Source organism: Altererythrobacter sp. GH1-8, from assembly GCF_043702085.1.
Classification (GTDB): Bacteria; Pseudomonadota; Alphaproteobacteria; order Sphingomonadales; family Sphingomonadaceae; genus Erythrobacter.
In genome coordinates this window covers 1,973,055-1,988,832 of sequence record NZ_CP171690.1, presented here as the reverse complement: position 1 = coordinate 1,988,832, position 15,778 = coordinate 1,973,055, and the positions used below count along the sequence as shown (strand labels likewise).

Annotated in this window: 9 protein-coding genes; 7 read left to right on the top strand and 2 right to left on the bottom strand. The window is 59.6% G+C overall.

Annotated features, from left to right (window positions below):
* Position 1 precedes the first annotated feature (1 nt).
* Together ACG9DO_RS09700 and ACG9DO_RS09695 are read right to left on the bottom strand one after the other, a co-directional pair.
* The gene (locus tag ACG9DO_RS09700) at positions 2-733 is read right to left on the bottom strand and encodes an OmpA family protein (protein WP_394727360.1); all 732 of its coding nucleotides are present in this window, start codon (positions 731-733) and stop codon (positions 2-4) included.
* Between the two features lie 25 nt (positions 734-758).
* Positions 759-9,032 (bottom strand): VCBS domain-containing protein, encoded by an 8,274-nt coding sequence (locus ACG9DO_RS09695; RefSeq protein ID WP_394727358.1) that lies wholly within the window; start codon positions 9,030-9,032, stop codon positions 759-761.
* A gap of 987 nt (positions 9,033-10,019) precedes the next feature.
* On the opposite strand from ACG9DO_RS09695, the gene ACG9DO_RS09690 reads away from it, so the two are divergent.
* The 7 genes from ACG9DO_RS09690 to ACG9DO_RS09660 all read left to right on the top strand — a co-directional run bounded on the left by ACG9DO_RS09690 (position 10,020) and on the right by ACG9DO_RS09660 (position 15,775).
* On the top strand, positions 10,020-10,217 hold the full coding sequence (locus ACG9DO_RS09690; protein WP_394727357.1) for a Flp family type IVb pilin: 198 nt from the start codon (positions 10,020-10,022) through the stop codon (positions 10,215-10,217).
* 141 nt (positions 10,218-10,358) lie between these two features.
* Positions 10,359-11,255 carry a Flp pilus assembly protein CpaB gene (cpaB, locus tag ACG9DO_RS09685; protein ID WP_394727355.1) on the top strand — a complete coding sequence of 299 codons (897 nt, stop codon included), beginning with the start codon at positions 10,359-10,361 and terminating at the stop codon, positions 11,253-11,255.
* A 4-nt stretch (positions 11,256-11,259) separates the two neighbouring features.
* Entirely contained in the window at positions 11,260-12,738 is a 1,479-nt protein-coding gene (locus ACG9DO_RS09680) for a type II and III secretion system protein family protein (protein WP_394727353.1), read from the top strand.
* Complete coding sequence (locus ACG9DO_RS09675) at positions 12,728-13,018, top strand: hypothetical protein (protein WP_394727351.1); 291 nt, start codon at positions 12,728-12,730, stop codon at positions 13,016-13,018. The genes ACG9DO_RS09680 and ACG9DO_RS09675 overlap by 11 nt, the downstream gene beginning before the upstream one ends.
* A 23-nt stretch (positions 13,019-13,041) precedes the next feature.
* On the top strand, positions 13,042-14,646 hold the full coding sequence (locus ACG9DO_RS09670; RefSeq protein ID WP_394727349.1) for a TadE/TadG family type IV pilus assembly protein: 1,605 nt from the start codon (positions 13,042-13,044) through the stop codon (positions 14,644-14,646).
* Positions 14,643-15,158: a TadE/TadG family type IV pilus assembly protein gene (locus tag ACG9DO_RS09665; protein WP_394727347.1), complete on the top strand. Its 516-nt coding sequence runs from the start codon at positions 14,643-14,645 to the stop codon at positions 15,156-15,158. Before ACG9DO_RS09670 ends, ACG9DO_RS09665 begins: the two co-directional genes overlap by 4 nt.
* Before the next feature lie 2 nt (positions 15,159-15,160).
* Positions 15,161-15,775 (top strand): TadE/TadG family type IV pilus assembly protein, encoded by a 615-nt coding sequence (locus tag ACG9DO_RS09660; RefSeq protein WP_394727345.1) that lies wholly within the window; start codon positions 15,161-15,163, stop codon positions 15,773-15,775.
* Positions 15,776-15,778: the final 3 nt, after the last annotated feature.

Sequence of the window (15,778 nt, the reverse complement as noted above, 5' to 3'; positions counted from 1 at the left end):
CTCAGCGCACCGTTATTTCAACGCGGCGGTTCTGCGGCTCGCGCACACCGTCATCGGTTGCAACCCGCGGGTCGCTCTCGCCCCTGGCGCTGCTGGTGATCATGCTGGCGGGAATGCCAGCGCTGGCCATGGCATTGGCGACGGCCTCAGCGCGCTGCTCGGACAGACCGAGGTTATAAGCGTCCGAACCCGACCGGTCCGCATGGCCTGTCACGGTAAAGCTGCGCCAGGCGCACTGGCGATAGTTGTCGCGCGCGAAATTGATGGTCTGTGCAGCTTCGGCAGGGACTTCACTTGAGTCGAACTCAAAGAAGACGATCCCGACCACTTCATTCTTACACTGCTCCGGCAGGTAAGGCTCAGTCGGTGGAGCAGCAACGATCGGCGCCGACGGCATTGGCGGCATCTGCATGAGCTCATACGCCCGCGCGCACTTGCCGATCGACACCGGATCCTTGGTCGATGACTTGAGATATCCCAGCGCAATCCCGCACTGAGCCTTGGTTTCAAGTGCCCACAGATAGCGCGGATCATCACCACTGATCAGTTCCGAGCTGTTGGAAGCCGCCAGCCCCTCATTGAAGCGCGAGCCGATTTCGCCTTCCAGCGCTCCCTCGCTCATCGCCATCAGCTGATCGAAATCCGCTGCCTTGGTCTGCGCAAAGGCCAGCTGGTGACCACCCACAGCCAGCGCCAGCGCCCCGCAGGTCGCCCCCACTCTCATCAACCGCATATTCAATCCCCTGGTCATAGTCATCTTAGCCTACCGAAGCGGCTACGGCCGCTGCCTCTGCGGACATGTCAGCCAGTTGCGTTGCATCGAACGCAAATGCACTGCCGTCAACAGTTTGTGTGAGAGACGCATCGCTCAAGATGTGCGAGGCGGCATCTGTTACCGGATTTACACCTGCATGTCCGACAAATGTGTCGAGCATCGCATCGACAGAGCCTTCCGCCATGACGTCTGCGAGGATCGCTGCGACATCTGCCGAATCGGCTGTGGCAAGCCCGCTCGCAGCCGCAAGCTCTGGCGCAGCTGCCGTGCCATCTGCAAGGTCGAGCAGCGCTTCCATCATCCCGGCGTTGCCTTCGACCGAAAGTCCGGCTGACATCGGCGCATCGGCAAACCCGCCAACCGGCGCATCGAGGCCGGTATCCAGCTGGAATGCGTCAGCCGTGCTGAGCGCGCTTGCGAAGTCGGCAAAGTTGACTGTTTCAGCGCTGGTTGCGTCTGTCAGGCCAGAGCTTGCCAGCCCTGACATGTCGAACCCGCCGGTGCCCAGCATGTCGCTCACCATATCGCCAACCGTCGCCAGCGGCACTGAATCGATCGACTGAGCGCCTTCGAGGTCCAGCCCGGCTGTCATCGGATCAGCAAATGTGAAGGAAGTGTTGCCAGCTTCAAGGCTCGTTTCAGCGAAATTAACCATAGTGAAGCCCAGAGCGGCAGCGGCGATTTGTCCGGTCGCCACTCCGCGACCAGTCAACAACTCGTTGTCGTTGGCAAGGTCTGCCCCGGTGCCGAAATCGTTGTCCCCTGCCAGCTGATCATCGGCAAGCTTGGCTGGAGCTTCCATCACAGGGTCCGCATCTCCCTTGCTCGAAAGCATGGTCTGAGCAGGCGATGCTTCCGCGCCGCCGCCAGAAATCGCTTCGAGATCAATCCGCAGGATCGCTGTGTCTGTGTCCCCGTCGCCATCAACGATCGTGTACTGGAAGTTTTCCATACCGGTCGGTGAGCTCTGCGAAGGCGCATAGGTCCAGTCGCCGGTGGCAAAGTCAAAGGTGAACTCGCCGCCCATCGCCGTTGTTGCAGTAAACTCGCTGCCAGCGATTGTGCCTCCGCCCGGCGCGGTGATGTTGGCGCCGTCAAAGCTGTAGAGCGCGCCATCAACGGTGATCGAAACCAACGAAATGCCATTGCTGGGTGCAATGTCGTTTTCGAGCACATTGCCTGAAACCGGCACCAAGATCTGGGTGATCAATTCGCCAATCAGGGTCGAGAAATCATCGATCAGGATCGGGCTGCCGTTGCCGTCAATGTCCACCGCATTGAGGTTCTCAATGATCAGGTTGTCACCCACTGCAATCGCGGTGATCTCGAAGTCGTTGTCGGCGACGAACTGTTCCCACTGCTCGCGAACAGTATCGTTCAGCGGATAGTTGTCAGGACCGCGATCGCGGCTGGCGCGGCCATCGCTGATGAAGAACACCTGGTTGATATCACCTGCCGCTGGATCCCAGCCCGGCTGCCCACCGGTGCCGTTCATAAGAGCGGCAAGACCGTCAGAGTAGCTCGTCCCGAAGTCGAGCGGACGAGTCCCGCCATCTGCAGGATTGATGGAAGAAATCAGAGCCTCGAACTCAGCCAGATCGGTGAAGGTCCCGAAATTGATCGCGTCCTCGTCGAAGCCAACCAGCGTGACGCTGACGGTGCCTTCGGTTCGGCCGAACAGGTCGCGCGCCGCGTCGCGCACCGCGCTCAACTCCTGATTGAGCTCGGAAGCGTTGATCGAACTGGAGAAGTCGACCACGAATGCAATGTTCAGATCCGCGTCCTGGGTCGGTGTATCGGTCAGATCGTCCTGGGCGTTCGGCACTTGCTCGTTGATGTTGATCACAAAGCTGTCGCTGACAGGATCGCCGTCGCGGTCGGTCAAGACGATCGTGACCGGGATGTCGATGTCTACATTTGTATCGGTCACGCCCAGATCGCTGAGGTTGAGCTTGACCGATCCGCTTTGCTGATACGCATCGACAAACAGGATCGTGGTGCCCGGAGGTGCCGTAATATTCAGAATGGCAGAACCGTTGCCACCACCAGAACCGGTAAAGGTGTATTCCTGAGTCGAGCCGTCAGAGAAATGTGCGACGAAGTGCGTCACATCACCATTTCCAAAATTGCTCATCGTGAAAGTGGCAAATGTGGCGTTAAGCAGGTTGGTGCCGCCCGGCGGGTTGTATCCGCCCGCGCCGTCATAATCGTCAAGCGGTCCGAAATCGAAGCGCATGAACTCGCCGGCATCGAAATTGTTGTTGTTGATGCCGAAGCCTGCGGTCGAGCCGTTCACACCCGGCACCTGGTTGAGGTCAGGATTGCCGCCATTCAGCCAGTCGGTCAGCTCAGCGCCGGTAAACGAGCCGCCGTTACCATTCGGCCGCCACCCGGTGACATAGACGAGCTCATCGCCTGTGCTGTCCTGAGAGACAATCACTGAAAGGCTCGGTCCGACGCCGAAGGCACCGTCCGAAAGAAGGTCGATCAGCGTGGTTTCACCGTCAAGCGGCGTGATCAGGTCAAATTCGTATTCGCCAGACAGACCTGCAGCCGGATCGACAGTGATGGTGAATGCAGCGGTATCTCCCGTGTCGAACTCGCCATTAGCATTCGCATCGACAAATGCGGTGAGCACATTGCCGTCCTGCACCGTCGCCAGCGGCTGACCGCCAACGGTGAGGCCGGTGGTGTCGACTGTGATCGTCATGTCCGCCGAAGGACCATCGGCGCCCGCAGCAAAATTGAGGTCGCCAACCAGGATCGGAGCTGAAGGATTGTTCGAGGTCTGCTGATCGGCGATCGGTGCAGTCAGAACCGGGCTGTCATCCTCCAGCGAGACCGAAATCGTCGTCGGCGTGGACGTCGTGCCGTCACTCACGGTGACCGGAACCACGAAGCCTTCGACGTCCTCGACCCCGACCTGGTCATGATAGATCGCGTCGCGGATCTCGACCGTGAAGATGCCATCGTCAGAAGCGCTGACGATTACCGACGGATCGTTCGGGTCGCTGACATAGCCGACCAGCGTGTTGCCGCCGTCGATCACGGCCCAGGTCAGCGCTGTACCGCTGCCGCCATCGACAATGCTGATCGTCTGTGCCGGAATGCCCAGGGTCACGTCGAGCGTATCATTGGTATCCGCATCGGCAATTTGCAGATCGCCGGTCAGGAAGACGGCTGAGTTCGTGGTGTCGGTTGGTGTGCCGGCATTATCCGGGTTTGCGTCGGCGAGCCCTTCGTCCGAAACAGCTGCAACCCCTGCAACCGCAGTCGGCGCATCGTTCGCGCCGTTGATCGTGATTGTCAGCGTGACCGTGCTGGTATCGCCTTCGCCATCTTCAATGGTGTAGATGAAGGTGTCGGTCTCGCTATCGCCAGCGCCCAGCCCCTGCACCGAAGTGGTATTGACTGCATAGGTATAGCTGCCGTCCGCCAGAAGAGTCAGAGTGCCCCAGGCGCCGACGATCGGCGTGCCGGGCGCGCCTGTGGCCGGTGACGAGGTGTCACTGCCAAGCTCGACGCCGACCACGCCGCCAGCCGGCGTGGTGGTCGCAGGACCATCGGCGCCAAAGCTGTCAGGCGTGCCATCCGTCAGGACATTGCCGCTGACCGAAGCATCGTCTTCGCCGACGGAGTTCACATCCGCCACCGCGACAGGGCCGTCATCAGCAAAGCGGATGAGGCCGCCCAGGTCCAGCGCCTCGCTGTCGCTGACCACGTCGCCATCGCCATCGGTGATGGTCGCGGTCGCAACAAGCTCCACCAGGCCGCCGGCGAGCGCGATGATATCGCCTTCGAACGGGCCGCCATCATCGGCGATGGTGTGGTCGACCTCTGCAAACTGCGTCAGAGTGACCGTCCCCGACCCGTTGACAGTGATCGTGAAAATCACGCTGGCATCGTTGGTCGCTGGCTCGCTGCCTGCGGTGGAGCCAACAATCGTGCCGTCAGCGCGAACGTAAAGGAAGATATCCGCGCCATTGCTGTCGAGGCCGCTGTCGGTGCCTTCGGCAACTTGCAGACCAAGCGCATACGTCGTCTCGAGCGACCCTGCACCATCCGCGCCATAAAGCGAGCTGACGATGGCGAAAGCGCCTGAGAAATCCGCGCTGTCCGTGTCGCTCGCATTGCCGATCGTGTCGGCATCCTGCGTGATCAGCGCCATCTGCTGGCCCTGAGTGAGGCCCAGATCGACCTGCGGGATATCATCGATCACACTGACGACGATTTCGCCGCTGCCGATCAGGTTCCCATTGGTGTCCTCAACGCGGTAGGCGAAGCTCTCCACACCGTTTGCGGTGTTGATGTCCGCACCCGGCGCATCGGGATCGTGCCCGAATGCGGTGTCGAGCGTGTAGGAATAGCTGCCATCCGTATTGAGTGTAAGCGTACCGAAGGAGCCAACAGCCGGATCCTCGAGGATGAAGACCAGTGTGCCCGTCGCGCCGGTGACAGTGATTTGTCCCGTTGCAAATGTCTCGCTCGTGTCGCTGTTATTGCCCGCATTGCCGTCAGCCAGCTCGCCGGTGCCATCCACCAGGCCTGCTTCGTTGACCAGCACGTCATTGTCGCTGACTTCGCCGGCAACATTGGTGACTGTGATTACCAGCTCTGCGGTCGATTCATCACCGTCACCGTCGCGAATGGTATAAGTGAAAGTATCCGTTTCATCGGAATTAACCACGTTCGGGTTCGCGACATAGGTGTAAGAGCCGTCGGTATTGAGCGTCAGCGTGCCATATTGGCCTTCCAGCACGAAATTACCTTCGCCATTGGCTTCTGTATCGCTGGTTCCCTGGTTGACGCTGGTGATGCCGACAACCGCACCGCCAGCAGCATAGCCGTCTGCCCCCGGCACATCGACGCCGTCACCGTCATTGTCGGTGAGCACGTTACCGTCGGTTTCACCACCTTCAGTTACCGTATTGGCGTTATCCGTCGCATCAGGGACATCGTCGACAACATCCACATCGAGCGAAGCAGTGCTGGTCGAACCGTCGCTATCGGTTGCGATCACTTCAAAGCTGTCAGTCAGCGGATCTTCGCCGGTTGCAGGCGAGTGATCGAGCGTGTTGTCGCCGAGGACATACTCATAGGCGACTTCAATCGAAATCACATCGCCATTGTCGTCCGTGGTGGGAGTAACGCCGGTGATACGGACCGTGCCGTATTCGCCGACGATCTCGACCGGATAGACGACACTGCCGTCGAAGATCTCGACACCGCCGACTGTCAGCGTGGAAAGGCCATCCGGGCTATCCACCGAGAAAGTTCCGCCTTGCGTCAGCGCTGGTTCGTCCGGCGAGGATCCATCAGCAAGGTCGTCTTCATCGACGATTTCTTCCGCACCCTGCCCGTCAAGGCCATTGATCACGACCGGGTCGTCCTGGCCGTTGATGACAATGGTAACGGTCGTGGTGGCTGTATCGCCGTCGCCATCGGTGATGGTGTAGGTAAAGACTTCGCTCAGGCTTTCAGTGCCGTTGAGGCCCTGAACAGCCGGATTGTCATTATCGAGCGTATAGACGTAGTCGCCATTGCTATCGATGGTGATCGACCCGTAATTGCCAGTGACGGCAGTTGCGACATTCCCATCAACATCGGCGCCAACATTGCCAGCAGCAACACCGGTCACGGTTGCGCCATCTGCGCCGGCTACATCCGCGACGCCATCCGTATCGTTCGCGTCATTGCCGCCCGTGCCTGTGAGGACGTTGCCATCCGCAACCAGCGGGCCATCCTCGGTCACCGAGTCAGAATCCGCGTTTGCAGCAGCGATGTCGTCGATCACCCGAATGTCGAGCGAAGCATTGGCCGGCGAACCATCAGTGTCGGTTGCGACAACCGCAAAGCTGTCCGTCAGCGAGTCCTCTCCGGCCACTGAATGGTTAAGCGTGTTGTCGCCGAGCACGTATTCATATGAGACTTCTGCCGCGACCACGTCGCCATCAGCATCGGTGGTGACACTCACCCCGGTAATACGCACGGTGCCGTAATCGCCAGCGATCTCGACCGGGTAGGTCACGCCGCCGCCGAAAATCGTCTCGCCGCCTACGGTCAGTGTCGCCAGCCCGTCCGGGCTGTCGACGGTAAATGTGCCGCTTTGTGTCAGCGCATCTGCATTGGGAGAGGAACCGTCAGCGAGGTCGTCTTCATCCACGATCTCTTCCGCGCCCTCTCCGTCGAGTCCGTTGATCACAACCGGGTCATCCTGGCCGTTCACGGTGATCGAAAGCGTGGTGGTCGACTGGTCTCCGTCCCCGTCAGTGATGGTGTAGGTAAAAATCTCGTCGGTCAGCACTTCCTCGCCATCGAGCCCGCTGACTGCAGGGTTAGCGGGGTCGAGCGTGTAGGTGTAAGTGCCGTCGGCAGCGATCGTGAGTGTGCCGTAGAGGCCGTCGATCTCGGTTGCGACATTGCCGTCAACAGGTCCTTCGACCGTGCCAACAGCAACGCCCGTGACGCTCGCGCCATCTGCGCCCTGCGTATCCGCGCCGCCATTGCCTTCGCTGTCGGTAATGACATTGCCTTCGGCCGTCAGGTCGGTGTCGTCAGTGACGCTGTCCGTATCCGCAAGGGCTTCCGGCTCGTCGTCACGTACGACGATGGTGAGCGTACCTTCGGCAGACTGCTCGTCGAGATCGACGATAGTGATCGGGAAGTCGAGCGGCGTATCGTCGCCCGAGGTGTTGTCGACCAGCGTGTATTCGTATGTGATCGAACCGATACCCGTATCGGCATCGAAGCTGTATCCGGTGATAACCAGTGTGCCGGTCGCATCATCAACCACCGTCTGGGGGAGCGCCCCAGGCGTAATGACCACGCCGGCAATCGTGACTTCGCTCACACCGTCAGGCGATTCGAAAGTGATCGTACCGCCGGTAAATTCGCCGTTGCCCGGCTCGTTCGAGCCTTCGGTTTCGTCGCCGCGTGCAGGCAGGCCCTCCTCGAAGACCTCCGTCCCGGCACCGGTTTCAGGAATGAAGGTGATTTCCGGCGGAAGATTGCCGATATTGATGGTCAGCGTGGCTTCGGCCGGGCTGCCGTCCTGGTCTTCGATGGTGTAGGTGAAGACGTCCTGGACGCCGCCGGGCGTGTCTGGATTGCGGGTGTAGCTGTAGCTGCCGTCGGCATCGATGGTGAGAACGCCGTAGTCGCCTTCAATCGATTCGCCGGGCAGCACGGTCGTGCCGGCGAAGGAAATGCCGGTGACCGGACCTTCAGGAAAATCGTCCGCGCCAGAGATATCGTTGTCGATTACATTGCCTTCTGCCGGTCCATACTGGCCGCCGGGAATGGTGGCTTCGTCGGCATTGGCAATCGGCTCATCGTCGACGATCAGCACGGTCAGCGTGGCTTCGGCTTCATCGCCATCGAGATCGATCACGCGGACCAGAAACGGATCCGAAGTATCGTCCCCGCTGGTGTTATCCGTCAGCAGATATTCGAACTCGACCTCGCCCGTTTCGAAATTGACGCTCAGGATGGTGAGAATTCCGAGATCGGTTTCTATCTCCTGATTGTCTCCGGTGATTTCGATACCGTTGATGAACAGCGCCGAGATACCGTCCGGCGATGTAATGACGATCGTGCCACTGGTAAGCTCGCCGTTGCCTGGCTCCTCGGTACCTTCCGGTTCGGGTCCTTCGCCGCGCTCGGGCAGGCCGGCCTCGTCAACTCGCGCAATGGCGTTGGGCACGCCGATCGGGTTGTCCGGCGTTTCGATTATGATTTCCGGTTCGGAATCCTCGAACGGGATGATTTCTTCTTCTTCCTCGGGATTCAGGCCGAGTTCGGTATAGGGAAGCAGGTTGCCGAGATCGAAAGCCGCCTGGATGGCGCCTTCATCGCCCGCGAAGTTCCCGCCCGAGCTCGGTGTTTGAGCGTTCGGGCCAGCTTCGGGATTGAGTTCAGCTTCGTTGAGCAGCGCAGCAAGCGTCAATGGCGGAACGGCAACGCCTTCGACGACAAGCTGCGGCACGATGATCGCACCGTCCGGGATGACGATGGTGCTGCCATCGGCCAGGTTGATGACGAGATCGCGGCCCTGAACGACGATATCATCGAGCGATACACCTTCAGGCAGGATCACAATGCCTTCAGCATTGGCTTGCAGGATTTGCCTTGCAGAAGATGAGCTTGCCTGAGCATCCTGATACAGATTCGAGCTTGTGTCGCCCGCATCATAGGCCGCACCATCACGATCGAAACCACCGTGATTTCCGCCGTGCCTGCTGCTCTCAAAATCCGTCATATTGCCGTTCCTTATGATAGCCTCGGGCTGAGGCTGCTCATTCATCTCTTTTTCGAACTGCAGAACCGCGCCATTGAGCTCGCATTGCTGCGGCCCGGAGATGCCACTGGAGCCAATCCAGAGCATTCCAATTCTTGATCCTGCGGCCCGTCCAGTTGCGTTTCCGGTTAGCTAACGACTCGAGTCGCGCGCTTGGAAATCTGTCAGCGTGAGAGAAACAGTGATTAAGCATGGTTGCAAGCGTGGTAACCATATAATCGCATCAACCAACAAACTTTCTCCGGAAATGAGGTACTTATAACCGCCCATACAGAGACCGCGTCCCGAAACAGGACACGGCTGAGCAGGTTAGTGAACAAGCAGGTGATCGAGCAGAGCCAGCAGGCCCGGCCAGCCCCGATCTGGGTTGATCTCTTATTCCTCTGGCAGGCTGGCGTTCTTCTGACAGGCAGGCAAAGACACGTTCTCCATCAGGCCAGCGATCAAGCCAATCAGGAAAAGCCCTGAAATGGCGTGATCGGCCCTTAACCACACAGCGCGGCAGCCTTTACCATCAAAAGCGCGATTCGCTCCTTCGACTCGGCTTCGCGAATCGATTCGAAGCCGGTTTTCGCATTAACCAACCACGATAACTTTACTGCCGCGAATTCGGCGCGCGCGTTAAGCATTTCTGTTACGACTTTTTCGCCCTAAGCTACTGTTTTTTTGGGATAACTATCGGTTCCGTAAATTAAATTGACCCTCAGAGGTTAATTGTGGACCATAATTGGCAGTTCCGAGGGGAACCTGCGTGATGAACCGGTGCGCTGCTCCGGTCTCAAACAAGACAAGTCTCATGCAAGAGACAAAAGGGGTCGCGCCGGTTCCGCACACAGACATCCCCTCTCGGGGCAAGCAAAGCCGGGAATAGATGCCGGTAAGCTTTCGATCTTGGACTGCACGGAGGAATGGACTTCAAGCCGTGCTACTTGAAATGGGGTAATGACAATGACTTTCGTAAAATCTCTCCTTCGTGACGAATCCGGCGCTTCGGCTGCTGAATACGCTCTGATCCTCGCTCTGGTTGGTGCCGGCATCGCTGTCGCATCTATCAGCCTGGGCACCGCGATCAGCGACACCATGGAAGAAGCTGCTGACTGCATCGACGGCGGTACCGCTGCTGCAAGCTGCATGCCGGCTAACTAAGTCAAAAAAGTTGGGAATGGCCGGGTTCGTACAATCGGATTCGGCCATTACCCTGCTAACCATGTAGCATTACAGAGTTTCAGCCTGACCGATTCGCGAGTCGCGAATCCGATTGGCAGGCGTTGACCATGGGGGGTGAGCATGAGGGGACGTAACCTCCTCATCGGCGGATTGGCCGTTTTTATCGGCTTGATCGCGGTGTATCTGGTAAATTCGTATTTCTCTGGCCGAGAGGCGCAGCAGGAACGCGAGGCGGAAGCAAACCGTCTGGTGCAAATTGTCGTGGCGACGCAGGACTTCCAGTTCGGCACGCAATTGACGAGCACCAATATCACGCTGCGGAACTGGCCCGCCAATTCAGTTCCCGAAGGTGCCTTTGTATCGGTTGAGGAAGCAACCCGCGGTGGCCGCGTGGCGCTTCGCCCGATTACCGCAGGCGAACCCATCCTTGCCAGCAAGGTCAGCGGCGAAGGCGGCCGCGCGACCCTTGCTTCCATCCTTCCTGAAGAACTGCGCGCTGTATCGATACCCGTCAACCAGGTCTCTGGTGTTGGCGGGTTTGTCCGCGCAGGCGATGTCGTCGACGTGCTGCTGACACGCCAGATCCCTGGCGAAGGCGCGGACCGCGACGACCAGATGACCAATGTTGTGCTTGAAAACGTGCTCGTCCTGGCAATCGATCAGGTGGCTGATGAGAACCAGACCGAACCGTCGGTGGGTTCGACCGCGACACTTCAGACAGACATCACCGGCGCTCAGAAACTGGTGCTTGCGGGGCAGATCGGCTCGCTCAGCCTGGTGCTGCGCAACGTCGAGAACCAGCTGGTCGGATCGACTGAAACGATCACGCCAAGCGATCTGGGCGGCGCAGGCTACTATATCCCGGCACGCGACAGCAATGCAGGAACCAGCGCGGCTGCGCCGGCTGCGCCAAGCGGCGTAGTCAGCCTGCCGCGTCGCCCGAGCGGCCCGACCATGTCGATTGTCCGCGGAACCGAACCAACGACCTATGAAGTCAAGCGCAAGGGGGGATTTTAAGACCATGCGCAATTCCTTGAAACATGTCGCAAAGGCGCTCGCGCTAGGCTCTGCCCTTGCTCTGGCCCCTGCCCTTGCCGCACCGGCAATGGCGCAGGACGGTGAAACCTCGATCCATGCCGGATCGGTCGAAGTGCCGGTCAACAAGAGCCAGGTTATCACAGCGGATCGTCCGATTTCGCGGGCAATGATCGGCAATGATGAAATCGCGGATATCTTCCCGATTTCCGATCGCTCGGTCTATGTCCTGGGCAAGAAGCTCGGCACGACCAGCCTCACCCTCTATGACAGCCGCAACAACGTGATGGCTGTGATGGACGTGGCAGTGGGCCCGGACGTAATTGCGCTGCGCGAGCAGGTCACCTCGCTGATGCCGAACGAGAACATCGAAGCGCGCATTTCCAACGAATCGATCGTGCTGTCCGGCACAGTCAGCAGCGCTGGCGCTGCCGACAAGGCCGTCCAGCTCGCCCGCGCTTATGCCGGAGACAAGGTTGTCAACCTGATGAGCATGGGCGGCAGCCAGCAGGTCATGCTGGAAGTGCGCTTTGCCGAGGTCAGCCGCAGCGTCGGCAAGGATCTCGGTGTGCGCAGCTTCATGCGCTCGAACGGCGGACGTTTCTCAGGTGTAACCGGATCAGGCGCGAGCCTCACGCCGGGTGAAGTGCCAACGGGAACCTTCGGAAACGGCGTGCTGGAGGTCGACCCGGTCACGGGTGCCTTCGGCATCATAACGCGCAGCTTCAGCGACGTGCTGGGTCTCAATATCGACGTCGCGCTCGACGCGCTCGAAGACAAGGGCATGTCCAAGACACTGGCAGAGCCGACGCTTGTTGCTCTTTCGGGCGAACGCGCGAGCTTCCTTGCAGGCGGCGAGTTCCCGATCCCCGTGGCTCAATCTCTTTCGGGTCAGGGTGGCGGAGCAGCCGGAGGGGGCGGTGCTGCCCTGACAGTCGAGTTCAAGCCGTTTGGGGTAAGCCTCGGCTTTACGCCTACGGTTCTCAGCGATGACACGATCAACCTGCTGGTTGAACCGGAAGTCAGCTCGATTGATCCCAGCGCCTCGATCACGGTCGGCGGCCTCAGCATTCCGGGCCTTCAGGTTCGGCGCGCGAGCACCATGCTGGAACTGCGCGATGGCGAGAGCTTCGCAATCGCTGGCCTGATCCAGCAGGACTTCGAGACAACCGTACAGCAGGTCCCGCTGCTTGGTTCGCTTCCGATCATCGGATCGCTGTTCCGGTCTTCGAGCTTCCAGAAGGGTGAAACCGAGCTGCTGATCGTGGTAACACCGCGATTGGTCCAGCCGATCCGGCCCGACCAGGTGCGCCTGCCGACCGACCGCGTGGCCGATCCGGTTCAGGCCGATGTCATGCTGAACGGCACGATGTACCGCCCTGTACCGGTGGCTCCGAATGGCTCGGTACCCACGTCAAGCGATGCTGCAGCCGCTGCTGCAGAGGAGGATGGATATGACTATTGATCGCCGTCTGATTGCCGGACTTCTCGCTGCTACGGCATTGGCAGGATGCAGCACTGTCGCGGACAAGGAATTCCTGGGCTATCAGGATCCCGGATTTGGCGAAGCCAATCGCGCGACCTATGCCGCGATGGTCGTCAATCCCGATCCGCAATATGATACGCCAATCCCGGCCAGCAGCGCCGAGCACGCTGCGCAGGCGATCGAGCGTTATCGCACCGATCAGGTCAAGCAGCCTGAGCGGATCGAAACCACCGATGTTGGATCTGGTGGCGGTGGATAATCTGCTGAAAATGGTAAGAGGCTATGAAACAACGCAAGGTAAGGTCCTTTAAGGCGAAGCGATTCTGGCAAAACCAGGACGGTGCGGTTGCAGCGACCTACGCCCTTGCGTTGATACCTATCATTGCTCTTGCAGGTCTGGCGTTCGACTATACGCGCCTCGCCGGTATGGATACCGAGCTGCAGAACGCAGCCGATCAGGCCGCTCTGGCCGGTGCGACCCAGCTCGATCGCCGGCCCGGCGCCATTGAACGCGCGATCGCCGCGATCCAGGGCGGGTTGGTCGATAACTCGACGCTCTTTGCGAACGATTCAGCCGATCAGACTGTCAACATCACCGACACGACGCAGATCGTTTTCTACAATACACGGGCGGATGCGGAAGCCGGTACGAACCCCATCCTCGCCAGCGAGACCGGGCGATTTGCAGAGGCCGGCTTCGTTCAGGTCACCGTGGATACCCGCGCTGCCAATTACGCGCTGACGCCTATTGTCGGAGCTGTTCGTGGCAGCATCAACGCAGAAGCGGTCGCCGGGCTTGGTTCCGCCGTTTGCCGGGTCCCGCCGCTGATGGTCTGCAACCCGGAGGAGCCGGGAACTCCAGCGGGAGCAACACCTTTCGACGCGGACGCTTACGAAGGGCAAGGCCTGCTGGCAAAGCCGGGCGGCGGCGGCAAGTGGACGCCGGGCAACTATGGTTATCTCGACATTGGTCCCAATGGGGCGACCGGTGTGCGTCAGGCTTTGGGATGGGATGGCCCTCCTGGAGAATGTATCTCGCAATCGGGCGTCGACACGATCGATGTCGACACACAGACAGGTAACATCGCCAGCGGTCCGCGCGCGATCAACACCCGTTTCGATGTCTACGATTCAAACGGGTGTGTTTCGGGTGGTTCATGTTCGCCAGCCAGGAATGTGCGCAAGGACCTGATGCGCAAGCTGACGGCAACACCTGCGACCGGCAATGCCTGCGATATTCACAATTCGGGCTGGGAAGAGCCAGCCAACGCATATCACCCTACAGCTGTCGCTCCGTATACCGGGACGATCGATTCGATGGGTCATCCGCGCAACATTTGCCACGCGGTAGAAGACGGGACGACCGGTGAATGCAAGGATGATCCGTTTGGCGGCGGCACCAACTGGGACCGTGCGGCGTACTTCCGGACCCATTACGGCGCTTCGTTCGACTGGGCGGGTACAACCGGCCTTGGCGCGAATGTGACCCGCTACAAGACCTATCTCTACGAACTCGACAATATTGCGACCGCCCTGGCCGATACGACGGCAGGCAACGGGGGCAATACGCGAACAACCCGCAACCAGCCCGTTTGTGGCCAACAATACGGCTGGAACCCGGGCACTACATCGCAGGATCGCCGCGTGATGACAGTCGCCGTGATCAACTGCAATCTGCACAATGTCAGCGGGAACAGCACCAATGTTCCGGTCCAGACCTGGATGGATGTCTTCCTTGTCCAACCTTCCTATGCGCGCGGAAGCGGCGGGAAGTTCACCAAGCAGGATGAGATCTATGTCGAGATCATTGGTGAGGCCAACATCAACAATACTGGTACTGTCGGTGGACCACTGATCCGGCGGGACCAGCCCTATCTGGTGAAATGATCGTGCGGCGTTTCGGACATCTAATCGCCACCTGCCAAAAAGGTGCTGCGGCCGCAGAAATGGCGCTGATCCTGCCGCTCGCCGTGCTGCTTCTTTTTACCACGCTGGAAGGTGCGCACTATTTCTATGCGCAGCACCAGGTCGTGAAAGGCGTTCGCGACGGCGCGCGATGGGGGGCAAGGCAGGATTTCAGCAGCATCAATTGTCAGAACGGCACGAATAGCGGTGTTCCAGTGGCAATCCGCGACAGCGTTCGTGAGTTAACGCGTACCGGGCAGCTTACTGGAGGCACGCCGCGGGTGCTGGGCTGGGAGGCGGATGACATAACGGTTTCGCTGGATTGCCCGACAGTCGCCACCTCGCAGACCGGGATCTATGATTCGGTCGACCGCGCGCCGCAGATCACCGTCACTGCGACGGTAGACTACGTGTCGCTGTTTGGCGGTGTCGGTGTGATCACCGACGATGCCGATCTGCGTGCGGCGCAACAAGCAACGGTGATGGGAATCTGAGCATGCGCATGTTCTTGTCCAGCCTCCTTCGCGATGAACGCGGCATGGCAGCCGAGTTCGCGCTGGTGCTGCCCCTTCTGCTGATCTTCGTGATCGGCGCGATCGATGTGGGCTACTATGCATGGAACATCAACCAGGCTGAGAAAGCGACCCAGGTCGGAGCGCGCTTTGCCGCCGTGACAGACCCGATTGCGACTGAAATCGCGACAGCCTCTTATGTCAACGTCACCGTTGGGACCAATTTGGTCACGCAGGGCGATCGAATTCCGGTCGGAGCGTTAGGTCAACTCACGTGCATCAGCACGGGCTGCACTTGCACGACTGGCCCCTGCCCCGGCACGACTTTCAACAGCGCTGCTTTTGGAAGGCTGGCCGACAGGATGCAGAACGTCTGGCCGCGCATCGCGGACGAGGACATCCAGGTGACCTATTCCGGCTCTGGCCTCGGGTATGCAGGCAACCCGAACGGGCCAGACATATCTCCGATCATAACTGTCCGACTTCTGGACATGGAGTATACGCCGCTCACATTCACGCCATTTGGTGGCAATGTGGACCTGCCAGACTTTTCATATTCTCTTACCGCAGAAGACAATGCGGGAGAGCTCTCCAATTGAGGC